At 66.7% G+C, this 17,046-nt stretch carries 13 protein-coding genes; 7 read left to right on the forward strand and 6 right to left on the reverse strand.

What is annotated here, in order from left to right; genetic code table 11:
• Positions 1–80 precede the first annotated feature (80 nt).
• The 4 genes from P8R42_15055 to P8R42_15070 are packed head-to-tail and all read right to left on the reverse strand — an operon-like array spanning position 81 to position 8,101.
• On the reverse strand, positions 81–302 hold the full coding sequence (locus P8R42_15055) for a glutaredoxin family protein (GenBank protein ID MDG2305933.1): 222 nt from the start codon (positions 300–302) through the stop codon (positions 81–83).
• The gene (locus P8R42_15060) at positions 302–928 is read right to left on the reverse strand and encodes a hypothetical protein (protein ID MDG2305934.1); all 627 of its coding nucleotides are present in this window, start codon (positions 926–928) and stop codon (positions 302–304) included. The genes P8R42_15055 and P8R42_15060 overlap by 1 nt, the downstream gene beginning before the upstream one ends.
• The gene (locus P8R42_15065) at positions 921–5,297 is read right to left on the reverse strand and encodes a glycosyltransferase (protein ID MDG2305935.1); all 4,377 of its coding nucleotides are present in this window, start codon (positions 5,295–5,297) and stop codon (positions 921–923) included. Before P8R42_15065 ends, P8R42_15060 begins: the two co-directional genes overlap by 8 nt.
• A complete protein-coding gene (locus tag P8R42_15070) occupies positions 5,294–8,101 on the reverse strand; it encodes a glycosyltransferase (protein ID MDG2305936.1) in 2,808 nt (935 codons plus the stop codon). Before P8R42_15070 ends, P8R42_15065 begins: the two co-directional genes overlap by 4 nt.
• A 181-nt stretch (positions 8,102–8,282) precedes the next feature.
• On the opposite strand from P8R42_15070, the gene P8R42_15075 reads away from it, so the two are divergent.
• From P8R42_15075 to P8R42_15085, 3 genes are read left to right on the forward strand one after another with little or no spacing between them, the layout of a single operon-like run.
• Positions 8,283–8,852, forward strand: coding sequence for an NUDIX hydrolase (locus P8R42_15075; GenBank protein MDG2305937.1), 570 nt, complete (start codon positions 8,283–8,285; stop codon positions 8,850–8,852).
• A complete protein-coding gene (locus tag P8R42_15080; GenBank protein MDG2305938.1) occupies positions 8,849–10,471 on the forward strand; it encodes a HAMP domain-containing sensor histidine kinase in 1,623 nt (540 codons plus the stop codon). The genes P8R42_15075 and P8R42_15080 overlap by 4 nt, the downstream gene beginning before the upstream one ends.
• 48 nt (positions 10,472–10,519) lie before the next feature.
• Positions 10,520–11,176, forward strand: coding sequence for a class II aldolase/adducin family protein (locus P8R42_15085; GenBank protein ID MDG2305939.1), 657 nt, complete (start codon positions 10,520–10,522; stop codon positions 11,174–11,176).
• Here P8R42_15085 and P8R42_15090 read toward each other — a convergent pair.
• Entirely contained in the window at positions 11,173–11,781 is a 609-nt protein-coding gene (locus tag P8R42_15090; GenBank protein ID MDG2305940.1) for an HD domain-containing protein, read from the reverse strand. The two genes, P8R42_15085 and P8R42_15090, sit on opposite strands and share 4 nt — an antisense overlap.
• On the reverse strand, positions 11,778–12,962 hold the full coding sequence (locus P8R42_15095) for an alpha/beta hydrolase (GenBank protein MDG2305941.1): 1,185 nt from the start codon (positions 12,960–12,962) through the stop codon (positions 11,778–11,780). Before P8R42_15095 ends, P8R42_15090 begins: the two co-directional genes overlap by 4 nt.
• Before the next feature lie 87 nt (positions 12,963–13,049).
• Between P8R42_15095 and P8R42_15100 the strand changes: the two genes are divergently transcribed.
• The 4 genes from P8R42_15100 (at position 13,050) to P8R42_15115 (ending at position 16,897) form a co-directional block, all read left to right on the forward strand.
• Positions 13,050–13,958, forward strand: a complete 909-nt coding sequence (locus P8R42_15100) for a peptidylprolyl isomerase (protein ID MDG2305942.1) — start codon at positions 13,050–13,052, stop codon at positions 13,956–13,958.
• A complete protein-coding gene (locus P8R42_15105) occupies positions 13,955–15,154 on the forward strand; it encodes a HupE/UreJ family protein (GenBank protein MDG2305943.1) in 1,200 nt (399 codons plus the stop codon). Before P8R42_15100 ends, P8R42_15105 begins: the two co-directional genes overlap by 4 nt.
• A gap of 5 nt (positions 15,155–15,159) precedes the next feature.
• On the forward strand, positions 15,160–16,038 hold the full coding sequence (locus tag P8R42_15110) for a 5'-3' exonuclease H3TH domain-containing protein (GenBank protein MDG2305944.1): 879 nt from the start codon (positions 15,160–15,162) through the stop codon (positions 16,036–16,038).
• A 244-nt stretch (positions 16,039–16,282) separates the two neighbouring features.
• Positions 16,283–16,897: a PadR family transcriptional regulator gene (locus P8R42_15115; GenBank protein MDG2305945.1), complete on the forward strand. Its 615-nt coding sequence runs from the start codon at positions 16,283–16,285 to the stop codon at positions 16,895–16,897.
• Positions 16,898–17,046: the final 149 nt, after the last annotated feature.

The following is a 17,046-nucleotide window of genomic DNA, read 5'->3' on the forward strand; positions in this document are numbered from 1 at the left end:
ACCCAGCCGGTCGTCGTCCCGACCGATATCATCAGTTCCTGGATACTACAGGGTCCCGCCAGCGCAGGCGATTGGGGTTCTCAGACTTCGCTGCCGCCGTCTGGTGCGACCTCGATCCGTGCACCACGCACGATCACCGGCACGATCGGACGACCACCGGTCAGCTTCAAAAGCTCGTTCATCGCCTGCGGCGACTGGGTAAGATTCACTTCTTCCACGCGATCGTCGCTTCCGCGCAGGAGGTCGCGCTGACGATCACAGTGTACACAGCCGTCCTTCGTGTACAGCGTGACGCGCGCCATTAGGCCCTCTCCGACCCCGCGGTGGCGCGATCGCGATCGAGCTCGTCCCGTTGTGCAGGACCGGGCCCCTTCGACGCCACGCCCGGTGTCGTCCGCCGGCCGACGCGGCGCAATCGACGCCACCAGCCGCGAATACGGATCCTTGTCGTCGACAGAAGCAGAAAAACGAACAGCAGCGGCGCGAGGAAGATCCCCATCCCCTGCGAGCCCAGACCAAAGTGGTTGGCCAGATCCCGAAGTCGGAACACGTTTAGCGGGAAGTGGTCGAGGCTGTCGTTGAAGACCATCCCGGCTCGGGCCCGGAGGACGAACGGCATCGTCCGGAGCCCTTCGGATCCGCCCTGGCTGAGTTGGAGAACGACAAGGTCGAACGATTCCTTGCGCAGCTCCCGCACGAGATCCGCTCGCTCTGCGAAGCGCACGATCCGAACCCGATTCGCCTGGAGGGAACCCGCGAGTCCCTCATCTTCCTCGCGAAGAAGGACCTCGGTGTGTGCGTCGGGAAAGAGCTCCCGGAGCTCTTCGAGGACCCCCGCCACGAGGCGTGCGGGGCCCGTCTCGACGACGATAATCCGGGAGATCCGGTCGTACTGGAAGGGCCGGATGTAGGAGAGGAGATTAGGCATCGGACGGCTCTCGCGGCCTCTCCCACCCATACGCATCGAACAACCGTCGCGCGATGACCGGCCAGTCGTAGTTCTCCTCGGCGAACGTCCGAGCCGACTGCGCGAGTGCCTCGCGACGGCCGCGATCCTCGATCAAGCGCGCAACGGAGGAGGCGAACGCCGCGGGATCGTCCGCGATCTGGATCTCGCCCTCGCCCGCTCCGAGCCCCTCGGCGCCCACGGTCGTCGACACCACCGGGCAGCCGCTCGCCATGGCCTCGAGGATCTTGAGGCGCGTTCCCGAGCCGACGAGAATGGGGGCGACGAAAACCGTCGCGCGCCGGTAGTGGGACGCCGTCTCCGGAACCATGCCGGCGATCTCGATTCCCGCGTCGTGGTCGGCGAGCTCCCGGATGGAAGCCGGCGGATAGGCACCGACCACGCGGAAGATCGCGTTTGGAACCCTCTCGCGGATGCGCGGCAGGACCTCCTTCGCGAAATGCAGCACGGCGGTGACGTTCGGCTCGTGGCGAAAGAACCCGACGAACAGGACCGTCGCCGGTTCGGCCTCCTGCGGCGCGAACCTGAATTCTCGACACGAAACACCGTTCGGCACGACGGACAAAGGCTCCGGATCGACGAAGCGAGCGAGAGTCTCGCGATCGTTCTCGCTCATCGTGAGCACGCGGTCCGCCTGCTCGACCGATTTCACTTCGTGGCGAAGCGTACGAAGGCCGTCGACCCAGAGCGCCGCCCGGCGCATGAGCGATCCTTCGTTCTCCCGCGCACGCTCGGCGGCGATGAAGCTCACATCGTGCTCGACCAGGACGCGAAGCATCCCCGGGCAAGGCGGAGGCAGGTAGTGTGCCATGTTCGTGTACTCGATCTGCACGACGTCGAAGGCGCGCTTCTCGAGCCAGATCTCGATCATCTCGAACATGCGCTCGGAAAAGAAGCCGTGCATCGCAAGCGGGAGAAGACGTTCCCCGGCGCTATGGAGATCGCGCGGCATCAGCACCACATCGCGGCAGAGCGCTTCCAACTCGGCCAGACTCTCCGGAGCCGACTCGGCCGGTGTATCGGTGAAGGAGATCAGCGTGACGTCACACCGCTTCTTCATCTCGCGAATCAGATTGAGCATCCGAACGGCGCCACCGTGGACGGCCGGCGCCGGGCTGTATGGCGAGACGACCAAGACCTGCGGCCGCGCCTCCCCGTGCGTCTCGCCCGGATGGAACCGCGCGCGATACACGTGCCGGAAGCGCGAGACATTGAAGATGTCCTCGTCGCTGAGAACCCGCGGCAGGGCTCGCTCCCGCCGACGGGCGCGCATCACCACGGGGACCTGACGCGCGAGCCCCTTGAGCGTCGCGAGTGCGGACCACCCGCCCTGCTCCCGGCGTGCCTTCTCCGGCAGGATCAGAATCCCGAGGAGATGGGACGACAGCAGCTTCCACGAACTCACGTTCTTCCAGAGCAAAGCCGCGAGGTTCTTCAAAAAGAAGGAATGAATGACTCCTTCGCTCCAGAGACGCCGGGTCGTCCCGCGATGCTTGTGGTGCACCCGACTCTTCGGTGCGAGCAGCGACGGCCACCCGCGCTTCCAGGCGCGGTACCCGAGGTCGACGTCTTCGATGTAGACCGGCGAGTACACCGCCTCGTCGAACCCGCCGAGCGCAACGAAGCGATCGCGATCGTACGCCGACGCGCCTCCACCCGCGAAGAACACCGGGTAGACCTTGTCCTCGTCGAACCGGTCGAGGTGGAACAAGCGAACGAGGCCGTTGCGCAGCTCCGCGTGCACCTTCCCGGTCTCCCAGCGGGGCCGGTTCGGGTCGATGAAGTCGATCTGACACGAGACCCCGAACACATTGGGCTCTTCGCCGAAGACATCGAGAAGCGGCTGCACGAAGTCCGGCTCGACGACCATGTCGTTGTTCAGGAAGAGGAGCGCCGGGTTCTTTGCCTGCAAGGCCCCCTTGTTCGTGGCGCCACCGTAGCCCTCGTTGCGATCGAGAGGGATCACGCGCAGGCCCGGGAACTCGGCGGCTCGTCCAGCGAGATACTCGACGGTGCCGTCCTCGCTGCCGTTGTCGACGACGAGAATCTCATCATCCGGGTTGCCGTGCCGGCGGAGCGCCTCGACGAGCGGAGGGAGGCTCATGTCGAGCAACTCTCGGCCATTCCAGGTCGGGATCACGACCGAAACCGCGTCGCTCGGATCAACGCCGTTCGCGGCGGGCGCCAGGCCATCGCCGCGTCGGCGCACCGGAATCAGGTCTCCAAGCACGAGCGCGAGGCCGACCACCACAGAGACGCCGGCCGCCACAGCCGTGAGCGGCAGGGTGAGCAGGGTCATGAACGAGCGCTTCACCACGCGAGCCACACGGACGACCGCGTTCTTCATCTCGCGAGCGAGGCCACGGAAGTACTTCACGTCGTCGAGGACTTGCTCGGCCACCACACTTGCGGCCTCTCTTGCCGCCTCGGCTCGGTCGTTCTCCAACCGCTCGGCCCGCATCTCGACCGCTTCGGCGCGCACGGCGAGACGCGCAAGTGATGCCCGAAGGCCGTCGACGTCCTCGACGGGAGGCCCCGCCTCGATCCAGGCTCGGTCGCCCAGACCGTCTTCGCGGGAGCCGACCGGAAGCGTCGTGTTGTGAAGAAAGAGAAACTCGTCGGCGTCGACGGGCATCTCCTCTTCCACGCCCGCGATCAGGTAGCGCACGAGAAACGCGATCTTGTCGCCCTCCCCCGGAGCCACGCCCTCACCGGCGCAGCGCCACACGCAGATCCGGCCCCGCTGACCCCATTCGCCCGGCGCATGCTCCAGCTGAAGGCGGATCTCGAACTCTCGGTCTCGCGAGCGCGCCATCGGTCGGAACTCGAAGCGCTGCCAGCCGTCGCGCGCGAGCTGGGCCGCCGGAACGACGACGCGCGCGAGAGGGGCCCCCGGTTCCGCGGGATCCGAGATCTCGAAGGCGAGCGTCGAACCGTCGAGCGGTGGATCGAACCAGACGAGAACATCGACCTGGCAGAGGCGATCGTATCGGGCGGTGAAGCGCTGCCTCGGCGTGTACGTCGGGCCGATCGCGTCCGAGAGTACGCGAGCGCTGCTGGTGAACTCCTCAGCGACGAGGGCCTGCTCCTTTCGGGGGACGTCGTCACGGCTCGCGTCGGGGACGAGCCACGCGTCGCCGGCGCGATCCGCCGCACGTCGCGGCGCCCGGCAGAACTCGACCAACGGCTCGACCACTCTCGACCAACGAAAGTCCCACCGCGCCTCGGCGAAACGCTCCGCCCGTCCGGCGTCCTCGGGTTCGCCCAGGACCTCGGCCAGAGCACTCGCGACCGCATCGACGTCATCGGGCGCCACGACGCGCCCCAAGCGCTTCTCGCCGACGACGGTCGCGAGATCGTCGCCCTCGGTCACCACCATCGGTCGGCCGCACCACAGGTAGTCCAAGAGGCGGGTCCGGAACGCGAACTCCGATTCGACTCCGCGGCGATGCAGGCTCACCCCGACGTCGGAGTCGAGGATCCAACGATGGCGCTCCTCGTAGGGCACCCAATCGAGGAACGTCACCCCCTGGTCGAGAAGGCCAAGCTCGGCGGCGAGTGCACGCGCCTGCTGCGCCATCTCCATCTCACCGATTTCGGGGTTCGGATGGCGTCCGCCGAGAATCAGGGTCTTCACATCGGTGCGCGTCTCACGCAGTTTGGCCGTTGCCCGAATCAACGTGAGCGGGTCGACCCAGTTCCACATCCCGCCGGCCCACAAGACGACCGAGTCTTCTTTCCCGATTCCGGGAACGACCCCTTTGATGACCTGGGGATGACCCTTCTCCGGAACCGCGTCTGGCACCCCGAACGGGACGACGGCGAGCAGTCGCTCCAACACCGGATCCGTCTCGTAGTTCGCCCGATTCACCCGCCCGGCCGCGGTGAGCATGCCGAGCCAGAAGCTCCGCTGCGCCTCACTCGCGCAGATGAAGAAGTCGCCGTTCTCCAGATGATGTTGCAACCAGCGGAGCGACAGCAGAGCTTTGCCGCCCGCCTTGTTGAAGTCTCCGCCGAACAGGTCGAGGTTCGACAACACGAAAGGGTCGTAGAGATCCACGACGAGAGGCTTCCCGACGGCCGTCATGAGCTCGGTGCGTCCGGAAACCACCACGACGTCTGCCCGCTCGATGAAACGGCGGAGTCCGTCGTCACCGTCGACGAGTGCGAGCTCGAGGCGCGTCTCGGGTTCGAGCGTGCTTCCGGCCGGAGCCGCAAGGGTGACTACATGCCCGGCGCGCGCGAGCGATCGCGCCATCTCGAGCGAGCGGATCGCCGAGCCGGCCATCCGTTCCCCGATGCGGTCCCAAGAGGAAATCAAGACCTTCATGAGCCACTTCCGGCGGGCTCGGCGAAGGCACGGAACGAAAGAGCTCTACCCGACTGTTCCTGCCCGCCGATTGTGAGGCCACCCATCTCGGACGGAGCATGCCACAGGAGGATCTCGTTGCTCTCCTGCGCGCCCGGCGCGCTCGCACGAAACGTCACAGTGCGTCCGGCGGAGTCAGGCTGAGGTTCATCGAGCTCCAATCCGACGAAGCGACGATCCACGAAGTGCTCGGCGGGATACGAGCGCTCCGCCAACGTCTTCCCGGCCTCGTCCTGCAGGGAAAAGTGAACATCGTGCGAATTCGTGCGCGCGTACGTGCCCACCCGCACGTCGACGCGCGTGAGACCGTCGCGTTCGCAGACGAATCCCTGCTCCACTTCGGCTCCGGGACGCAACGGACCACCGGACTCGGCCTCGAGTTGGTACTGATCGAAAAGCGACCGCCCCGGCTCGATAGCGACTTCCGAACCGTCTCCGGCCTCGAGAACGATCGGTTCGGGAAGCGGACGTTCCCCTCTCGAACCACGATCGAAGACTTCAGTGAGGATCCCCACGAGGTCGTCCACCTGCCCGTTCGCCCCATACCGACGCCGAACATCGCGTCGGGCGGAGTCACCGAGGGACTGGCGGAGTGCGGGTTCCGACACGAGGCGGGCCAGCCCGTCCCGCCATTCGGTTTCGTCCTTGCAAAGCACCGCGACGCGCCCACCTCGGCTCCCCCGAACGAACGCCGGTGCATCACTCGCCAGCGTGGGTACACCCACCGCCGCGGCCTCGAGGAGCTTCACCTCGCTCTTGCCGAGGTTGAACGGTCGCGACGTATCCAGCGGCGCGAGGTTCACGTCGAGCGTGGCGAGCCGGGCCGGCAGTTCGTTCCACGGGACGAACGGCCACCGCTCGATCTGGCCCTCGAACGGTTCCAGGACGGTCGGCGTCGCGACGGGCCCGCCGAGAGCCAAGACCGTCTGCGGGAATCGCCCGAGCACATCCGCTAGTGCCGGGGCGACCATCGCGAGATCCGCATCGTGCGTGTCCGTACCCGAGGCGTAACCGATCCTGACGGGCCCGTCGGCCGCGCCCCTTGCGACCGGCGAACGCAGCCCGAGCAGATGATCAGAGAGGCCGTTGGCTAGACAGTACGAGGGATGCCCGAGATCTCGTGCGCCGTCCGCGAGTTCCGGTGTGCTTCCAAGAAATCCGTCGGCCGCATCCAAGCACCGAGCGTGCCCCTCCACGCTCTGCCGGTAGCCGTCGACGACCTGCGGATCCGGATGCTGCAGCGCCGGCGCGTCGGCCAGGTCGTCCGCGCGAAAAACGAAGTCGTCACTCGAGAACAGCACCGGAACCGCGCGCGCCCTCGCTTCGCGAACGACGCGTGCGACGGTGGCGCTGAACGGCGCTCGATACAGTACGATCAGCTCGGCGGCTCGGGCCGCAGCGACCGCGCGAAGGTCCGAGTGATAGAGGACGTCCCCCTGCATTCCCGCGAGGGCCAGGCGTTCCAGCAAGTTCCACGCGCGATAGCGTAGCGGTGCGCCGTCCATCCCGGTGAGGAACAACACTCGGCGCCCAGCGAGACGTCGTCGCGCCGCCGAGGGGCGTGGCCCCCCGGCTTCGCGCACGACTTCGCGATAGAGCGCCTCACTCGCTTGCGCGTGCGCGCGAACCGAGACCGGCTCCAGCGACGTTCGCGAAGCCAACGCACGCACCTCTTCCCGATCGGCCGCAAGCCGCCGCAGGGCGCTCGCCAGCGCGCCGACGGAGTTGGACGGCACGACCAGGCCGTTCTGCCCGTCGGTCACCACCTCTTGCGGGCCACCGCAATCCGACGTCATCACGGGCCGACCCCGCGCGAGCGCCTCGCGCGTCACCAACGAGAACGACTCCCGCATGATGGACGGGACGACAACTACGTCGGCCGCCGAGAGGACGTCATCCAACTGGTCCGCCGAGAACGGCGGATGGCAGCGAAGCCGCGCGCCCAGAGCCGTCGACCACTTCTCCGCTTCACTGCCGTCCACAGAGTACGCGTCGAGAACGAAGTCCTCGTCGAGCGACGCCGCCGCGGTGAGCAATACGTCGAGTCCTTTCGCGCGATTCCCTGCCCCTCCGACGAACACGAACCGGGTCGGGCCGGGTCCCGCCCCGGCCGCGCGCGCGACCGACGCCGGCATCGGCACTCCATTCTCGTGAACGACGACCCTCACACCCTCGAACCCGTTCTCGATCAGGCTCTCGCGCAAAAACGCAGACGGCACGACGATGCGCGCGACGTCCGACAGAGCGGCCTCCAAGGTCGCACGGCGTGCCGTGAAGTCGATCTCCGAGATGCCCGAGCAGCTCTTCGGCCGCACGTGCTTCGGGCAGATCTCCCCCTCGGGCGACAACCGGAAGAGGCACGGACAAAGCCACCACCAGTCGTGCATCGTGACGACGACGGGCGCACCAGCGGCCCGCGCCGCGCCGATCACTCCGGCACCGAGCCCTTGCAGACTGTGCACGTGCACGACATCCGGGCGGGTTTCTGCAAGGAAGCCCGCGAAGGCCTCGGTAGCGACCGGGTTCCAGTATCCATCGCGGGCCCAAGGCAGAAGAGCGCCTCCCACGTTCACCCGATACGTGTCGGCTGCATCGACGCGCCCACGGGCCACGGCGCCGAGCGGTTCGTCCGCGGTGGTCCGGCCACTGAAGACGGTACAGCCGTGTCCGAGGGCAACGAGTTCGGCAGCGAGCCGTCGGCAGACGACCGTGGCTCCTCCCTGGAACTCGGGCAGGTACAGCGCGCTTACGAGCGCTGCTCTCATACGGCCAACCCCGACCCCACCCGACTCTCCACGACAACCGCCATTCTCATCTGCCCCCTAACAGAGGCCATGGGTCGCGTCCCTTTTCGCCGACGTCCCGGGTTCGGGGAGCTTTTCTGCCGCCTTAGGCATTTGCGTCCTCCCGGCAGGGGCTTAGTATGAACGGGCTCGGGGGAGGCTGATGTCGGGGGAGAGTACGGGGCTGTTGCCGTGGGTGCGCCTGGGGCTGTCGAAGGTGTATCGAACACGGGTCTTTGACGTGCTGCGTCAAAGAAGCCGTTCGCCCCGCACGGGGCGTGAACACGACTTCTTCGTCCTGGAAGCCTGCGACTGGGTGAACGTCATTCCCCTCACGAACGACGACGAGGTCGTCCTGATCCGCCAGTACCGACACGGGATCGAAGACTTCACCCTCGAGATTCCCGGCGGGATGATCGACCCGACCGACGCGTCCCCCCAGGTCGCCGCAGGTCGCGAGATGCTCGAAGAGACCGGGTTCGGCTCGGACGACATCATCCCCCTCGGCTCCATCCATCCCAATCCGGCGATCCAGGCGAACCATTGTCACACCTTCCTCGCACGGGGCGCGGAGAAACGCGCCACCCCTTCGTTCGACGGCACCGAAGAGACCGAAGTAGTTCTCGAACCTCTCACCCGGATCCCGGAACTCATCCGCACCGGTTTGATCTCGCACGCCCTGGTCGTGGTCGCGTTCCACTGGCTCGAGCTGCGTGAGGAGGCACCTTCTTGACCCTGGCCAACCTGTCCCCGGCGTTTTCCCCCACGAGCCTTCGCTCAAAATGGAACATCATCGACGCGCTACCGATCCACATCGCGTCGATCGACGACCGCGGCATGATCCTCGAGACGAATCGATCCTGGAAAGAGTTCGGACATCCCGCTGTCGGCGAGACGCTGCTCTCCGGGTGGGCGGGCGACGCCACCGAGCCGCTCGTCGGATCCACCCTGAACCTCGGAATCGGCGAGCTGCTCGCCGGCACGCGAGATCGATTCGAAATCGAGTACCCGGTCCGGCGTTCCGACCAGACCGTGTGGCTGTCCCTATCCGCCTACCCGAGCCCGGGCGGCGCCGTCGTTTCCCAGACCGACATCACCGAGCGGCGGCGAGACGACATGCGCCGCGCGCAAGAGAACGCGAGCGCTCAGATCGACAGCGCCCTCGCGCGGGCCGGCCAGGGTCTGATCACATCCCTCGACCTTCCGGAGACGCTCGACCGCTTGTGCCGCCTGACCGTCGAACTCCTCGATTGCGATGCGAGCCACACGATCTTCTGGCAGGAAGAAGACGAGTCCTACAGAGCCGCCGCGTCCCACGGCGACACCAAGGAGAACACGGAGGCCATCCGGAACATGCGCCTCCCCCGCACGGCCTTCGTCGGCGCCGTCGCACGCGGCGAGAACGTCGCCGTCTCTCAGGTCGACTTTCGCGAACATGCCGTCGCCCCGCTCGCCTTGTTGGCCAAGCGATTGGGGGTCTGTCAGCTCCTGCAGATCTCGCTCCGCCACGGCGACAAGCGGATCGGATTTCAGACCGCGTGCCGCCGCAGCGACGAGCCCTTCACCGAGGTCGACGAGCGATTGGCCGCACGACTCGGACAACTGGCGTCGCTCGCCATCGAGAACGCACGGCTCGTCGGCCAACTCGGCGAGGCGAGCCGACTCAAGAGCGAATTCGTCGCCACGGTCTCCCACGAGCTGCGCACACCCATTCACGTCGTCCTCGGCTTCGCCGACCTCTTCCTCGACGGAGAGTTCGGCGAGCTCAGCGCCGATCAACACGACGGGATGAATCGGATCCAATTCGGAGCACGATCCTTGCTCGAACTGAGTGAAGCCGCGCTCCAGCTCACCCGGCTGGACGACGGCCAGGTCCCGGTCCACCTCGAAGACATCGATCTCGCGGAACTCGCCGACGAGGCGGAAAAGGAAGTTCGCGTGACGCAGCGCGATGCGGCCGTCGAGATCGAACGCCGAATCGCTCCCGACGTCGCGCGCGTCCATTCCGACCGCACCAAGCTCAAGTTGATTCTCAAGAGCCTCCTCAGCAACGGCCTCAAGTTCACCCCGGAAGGCGTGGTCTCGCTGAGCGCGAAGCGCCGGGGCACGGAGGTCGTCCTCGTCGTGAAAGACACCGGCGTCGGCATCGAGAGAGAAGCGCTCCCGACCATCTTCGAAGCGTTCCGCCAGGCCGACGGATCGACCGCCCGTCGGTACGCCGGCGTCGGGCTCGGACTTCACATCGCCCGCCGCGCCACCGAACGACTCGGAGGCTCCGTCCACGCCCAGAGCACCGAAGGCGAAGGCTCCCGCTTCGAAGTCGTGCTCCCCGCCGACCGGCCGCAAGCCTGACCTTCCGGTAGGTGGCGTTCCTCGAGGGGGAGGCTAGGGTTCGCAATCGTGGCCAAGGTCCAACGAAGCGCGGAAGAAGTGAAGGCGGCCGTTCTCCGAACCGCCAAAGAAATGTTGCGGACCGGGCTCGTCGAAGGGACCGCGGGGAATCTCTCCGCGCGCCTCCCCGACGGCAACGTCATCATGACGCCGTCGTCGCTCGACTACGAGGAGATGAAGCTCGAAGACCTCGTAGTCATCGACCTCGACGGCAACGTGCTCGAAGGGGAACGATCCCCCACCACCGAGAAGGCCCTACACCTCGCTTGCCTTCGCGCCCACGACGACCTCGGCGGCGTCATCCATTCGCATGCGATGTTCGCGACGATGTTCGCCGTCACCCGGCAACCGATCCCGTGCGTCATCGAGGAGTTTGACGTCTTCGTCGGCGGCGAAGTCCCGGTCGCCGAGTACAAGATGACCGGCAGCGACGAGCTCGGCGACGAAGTCGCTCGCTGGGTCGAGGACCGTGGCGCCGTCTTGATGGCGAACCACGGCCTGCTCACCGTCGGCAAAGACATCGAGAATGCGATGAAGGTCGCGCACCTGGTCGAGCGAACGGCGCAGATCATTTGGGGATCCAGACTCCTGGGCGATCTCGTTCCGCTCCCAGATTCGACCCTGGAGCGCTTCGCACCGATCTACAAGCTGCTGCGCTCGAGCTAAGCGCCCTCGACCAGGCTCTCGAAGTCGGCCAGCGCTGCTCGGAGACGACCGAACAGCGGGCCCTCCTTCCCATCGGCGAGAATACCGACGACGGTGCGGTAGAACCAGAGCTGCTTCTCCGGCCCAGCACTGAAGTGCTCCCACACTTCGTCTCCGAGCCGACGGTGATCCTCGACGAGCTCGCGCAGGTTGTGCAGCTTGTCACACGCCGCGAGCAGTCGAACCGACGGCTCCGCCGTCCGCAGATGCTCGATGTAGCGATCCTTCCGAACCTGCCACGGCTCCTTATTCGCCCCATCACTCGTGTCGACGAGACTGTCGGAGAGCGCCACCACCAGTGACGCGACGTGCGCGCCGAACCGCTTCTCGATCTCGACGCGCGTCGGCTCCCCGCCCTGATCTTCCACGGCGTCATGCAGGACGGCAGCGATCGCTTCGTCCTCGTCGGCGCCCGCGTCGAGGGCAAGACTCGCGACGCCCAGGAGATGCGCGATGTACGGCGTCTCCTTCGCCTTTCGCGTCTGCCGAATGTGCAGGCGGGCCGCGTAGGCGAGCGCTTCCGCGAAAGGCTCTCCGAGTCGGGGGTTGTCGGTCGTATCGCTCACGAGAAGCGTTCCCTCAGCCAGCTGACGACGAGCTCCATCGCCGGCTTTCGGTGTCCTTCCAGGTAGTGCAGCGCGCCTTCGAGCTCGTGGTACGTCACGTCGTCGCTTCCGGCTCGGTCGCGCACCTCGCGGGCCTGCCAGGTGCGGATCTCGGTGTCGGCCGTCGGATGGATGAGTAGCACCGGGCAGGTGACCTTGGGCATCGTGTCGGCGAGCTTCGCCGACGACGACAGACTCGACCATGTCGACAGCCAACCGTAAGGCGTCATGACGCGCGCCAAGCCGAACCGCCCGAAGTAGTTCGCTTCGAACGGGTCGGGGAAGGCGAACAGAGAGCCGAGAGGCCGGTCGTCCGGGTCGATCGTCGGATCGAGGTACACCGGGTTCGCGAGCGTCCGGTAGATCGTGAGGTACGGCGTGTGCAGACCACGGCGCCGTGCCTCCCGCCACTCGTCGCTGCCTTTGGGCAGGTCGCGGCCACCGCGACGCGCGGCGTCGGCCGCGGCGATCGCGTCGCGCGCGATGGTGTCGATCCGCTCGATGCGGTCGCGCTGGGCCGCGCGATAGTTCTCGAGCCATCCGCGGTCGTACGTCGCCGGTTCCGGCCACGGCTTCCACCCGTTGCGCGGATCGTACATGTCGAGTTCGGGGACGACCGAGTGGGGATCGTCCTCATCGGCGACCGACGGATCGATCACCTGCCCCATGAACACGCCCTCGCCGGGGTGCGCGGCGACGCCTACCCACGCATCTCCGCAGCCGGTCTCTGCCTGAGCCAGCGCCATCAGCGAGCCGCCGCCGCTGTTGCCGAACAACACCACCTTCTCGGCGCCGCGCCGTCGCATCTCGGCCACGGCGGTCTCCACGTCGATCACGCACTTCTCGTGGAGGCAGTCCGCGTCGTTGTTCAGATACCGGGTCGAAAAACCCAGAACGGCAAACCCCGCCGCCGCGAGCAGAGGACAGGCGTAGTGCACGGTGAAGTCCCCGCGCGGGTGGGCCAGGAGGACAGCCGTCTTCGGCTGCTTCCCGGCCGGTGTCCACAACATCCCCCGGACGAGCATCCCGTCCGGCGTGAGGAGTCGGATCTCCTCCTGGACGAGATCGACATCCGGGGCATCCTCGGGCAAGGGCCAGTAGCTCATTCCCAGCGGCCGCCCGGTCTTCAGAAGCTCCGACATGGCACTACCTTAGGACTCGCGCCGGTGTGTGCGCCAGAGCCCGCGAACCGGCTAGCGCCGATGAGATCTTCGGGGTTAGATGGCGGGATGACCGAAACGCAGGACTCCCTTCGTGCAAGACGGCTTCTCGCGATCGGCGCTGCCGTGGGCCTGCTCCTCGCTGTCGCCGCCATCGTCCGTCCCGGACCTCGATTCGACGCCGACGTCCCGCCGGGAACCGCCGCGGTGATCGAGGGCGCGGTGATCGAAGAGGAAGCGTTCGAGCGGGCCGTCGGCCTCCTCGCCGCCGACAGCAAGAATCCAATCGGCGAAGCGGAGCGGACACACGTTCTGAACCGAATGATCGAAGAAGAGCTCCTCGTGCAGCGTGCGAGAGAACTCGGGGTCGACGAGCACGATCGCCGCGTCCGCTCACTGCTCGTGTCCTCCATGATCGACTCGATCGTCGCCGATGCGCAGCCGGAGGAACCTTCGATGAGCGACGTCGAGGAATTCTTCGCCGAGAATGGCGGATACTTCGCACGCACGGGGCGGCTGCACGTGCGACCGCTTCGCTTCGCCAAACGAGACGGAGAAGAAGACGCGGACGTCCGTGCGCGCGCCACCGCCGCCGCAGAACGACTCCAGGCCGGCGACGACTCCGCGCAGGTCGAGACCGAGCTCGCGGATGCGTGGGTGGTCCCGGTTCCCAACGGCCTGCTCCCGGCAACGAAACTCCGGGAGTACCTCGGCCCCACGCCGACCAAGCGTGCGCTGACGCTCGACGTAGGCGGCGTGAGCGAGCCCGTGAAGGGCGGGCGCAGCTGGTACGTGCTTCGGATGATCGATCGCGATCCGGCCCGGACGCCTCCACTCGACGAGGTCGAACCCCAAGTCCGGGCCGAGATGCTCCGCCGGGCCGGCGACAATGCGCTGCGTTCCTACCTCGACCAGCTCCGCGCCACCGCGGACGTGCGCATCAAACCGGGAGTCACGGCACTGCCGGAGGCGCCATGAGGATCCGCTCGCGGCCAGCACTCCGGATCGCCTCGGTCCTCCTCGCGATCGCCGTCCTGCTGCCGGCACTGGCCGACGCGCACACGAAGAGCGCGTCCTACTCCCGCTTCCGGATGACGGACGGCGGCGCGCAGGTGCGGGTCCGGCTCCCCTTGTTGGAACTGACCCGCTTCCCCCCGGAACACGACTGGCCGAGCTACCTCACACAGCACCTACGGCTGTTTGCCGGCGATGAGATCTGCGCGCCGTCGAACGCCACACGCGTGGAGGCCACGGCACCCGGGTGGGCCGTGTTTCGGTGGGAGGCCACCTGTCCGAGTGAGGACTCCCGGCGAATCGAGAGCACGATTCTGGCCGACGTTCTCTCCTCGCACCTACACTTCGCGCGCGTGAGTGACCCGGAGGCCGGCGTCCTCGAGCGCGTGCTCGTGCCGGCCGCACCGACCTGGTCGCTCGCCCCCGGCGAGGAGGAATCCGTCGGCACGTCGTTCTCCGGCTACGTCGTTGTGGGAATCGAACACATCCTCGCCGGCTGGGATCACCTCGCGTTCGTCGCGGCGCTCCTCATTCTCTCGACATCTTTCCGCGAGGTCGCGACTCTCGTCACCTCGTTCACCATTGCCCACAGCATCACGCTCGCTCTGGCTGTGCTCGGCGTCGTGCGGCCGGAAGCCGCCGCCGTCGAGATCCTGATCGGCTTCTCTATCGCACTCGTCGCCGCCGAGAACGGCTGGCTGCTCGGCGGGAAGACACGTTCGATCCCGTACGCGGTAACCGGCGGCCTCCTGATCGCCGCCGTCCTCGCCATCGCGGGAAGCGGCGTGCTCTCGGCGCTCGCGTGGACCGGGCTAGCCGTGTTCTCCGCCTGCCATTTCGGCCTCCTTCAGACCTCCGCCGGCTCGGGCGGCCTGTTGCGGGCAATCGTCGCGTTCGCGTTCGGGCTCGTTCACGGGTTCGGGTTCGCCGGGATCTTGATGGAGATCGAGTTGCCGACGAGCCGTTTGGTTCCCGCCCTTCTTGGCTTCAACGTTGGCGTCGAGCTCGGACAGCTCGCAGTCGTGGTGCTCCTCTGGCCGGCGCTACGAGCGCTCGCTCGGCTCGGGGACGGCCGTTGGTACATCCGCGTCGCAGAGACCGGATCGGCGGCCATCCTCGGTCTCGGTTTGTACTGGGTCGTGATACGCAACTGGGGGTGAAGTCCATGCAGGTCCACCTCGTCGACGGAACGTACGAGCTCTTCCGACACTTCTTCGCCCTGCCCTCCCATCTCGATGCCGACGGAAACGAGATGGCCGCGGCCCGCGGTGTGGTGGGCTCGGTCGTCATGATGCTCGAGAACGGCGCTACCCACCTCGGCGTGGCGACCGATCACGTCGTGGAATCGTTCCGGAATGACATGTGGGAGGGCTACAAGACCGGCGAAGGCATGGAGCCCACGCTCCTGGAGCAGTTCCATCCGCTCGAGAATCTCCTGGGCGCCCTCGGCATCGCCGTGTGGCCGATGGTGGAGTTCGAAGCGGACGACGGACTCGCGTCGGCCGCGGCGGTCGCGAGCGCCGATTCCCGCGTGAAGAAGGTCTTCATCTGCACGCCCGACAAGGATCTCGCGCAGTGCGTCGAAGGAAGCCGGGTCGTTCTGATGGATCGCCGCAAGAACGTCATCAGTGACACGAAGGGCGTCGTCGAGAAGTTCGGCGTCCCCCCCGAATCGATCACGGACTACCTGGCTCTAGTCGGCGATACCGCCGACGGCTTTCCCGGCCTTCCCGGATGGGGCGCCAAATCGGCGGCCACCGTGCTGGCCCGCTACGGACATCTCGAAAACATCCCCGACGACGTCGAGACGTGGAAGGTCAAGCCCCGCAGCGCAGCGCGCCTCGCAGACGCGTTGGCCGAGGGGCGTGAAGACGCCATGTTGTTTAAGCAGCTCGCGACGCTTCGGACGGACGCGCCGGTCGGACGATCGGTGGACGACTGGCACTGGCAGGGTCCGAGCGAGCACTTCGCACCGATGTGCGAAAAGCTTGGCGCGATGAATCTCCTGAAACGCGCCGAGAGGATCGCGGCGAAGCAGGCGTAACGAGAACGACACGAAAGTGCCGTGAAGGCGCTCCGGATCGTGAGCATCGGAGACGTTCTCCTCCTCTGGGCCGCCTATGCCATGCTGCGGGAGTTCGTCCCAGAGGTCCGCCGCCGGCGCGAGACTCCACGAATCTGAACTAGCTACACTGCATCGATCTGGTGCATGGCAAGCGCAGGTCGACGTCACTCGTCGAGACCTTACAGTCGTTGCACAGGCGAACCGGTTCGCGGTACCGGCCGTCATGCTCCAGCACGCGATCCTCACGCTGCTGCAGGACGGCGCCGACCACGGCTACCGCCTGAAACAACGCCTTGACGGTCTGCTCGGACCGGTGTGGTGCGTAAACGTCGGGCAGGTCTATCAGGTGCTCGACCGACTGCGCCGTCAGCGATGGGTCGAGGAGCTTCCTCCGGAGACGAACCAACGGGGCGGCCACGAGCGCTGGCCCGTTGCGATCACAGCGGAAGGCGAGGCCGAGCTCGCACGATGGCGAAGCGCAGAGGTTAGACCGACGAGGCCCCCCGGGCCCGCACGCAACCAAATCCTGGGGAGGCTCGCCGTCGGCGGGCGGGCCTGCCTGGAGGAGATCCTCGAGGGGGTCCTCGTCGAGCGCGCCGTCTACGCCCGCGAGCTCGATCTGGTCGCCGACCTCACTCGCGAATTCGAGGACGCGGACACGACCGTCGAGTCCGCGAAGTTTCTCGCTCTCGAGGCCTCGCGTCTGTCGATCCGCGCGCACATCGAATGGCTCGAGCTGTGCGCCGCACACCTCAACGCGGACGCGTACGATGCCCAAGCGCGAACAGGTCGTCCACGACGCCGTGCATCTCTGGAGAGAAGCGGTCCGGGTGGGTAGCCCCGGACCGGGGGGTACACCCCCGTGCCCGAGGTAAGTCGGGCCCACACTTGCTCGGAATCGGTCGCGCCGTCCGGATCGAGCGCGATGAGCTCTCGGCGGTAGAGGACATTCAAATCGGGAACGTCCCGCTCGACCCGTAGGGAGCG

Source organism: Candidatus Binatia bacterium (assembly GCA_029243485.1).
Lineage (GTDB): Bacteria > Desulfobacterota > Binatia > UBA12015 > UBA12015 > VGTG01.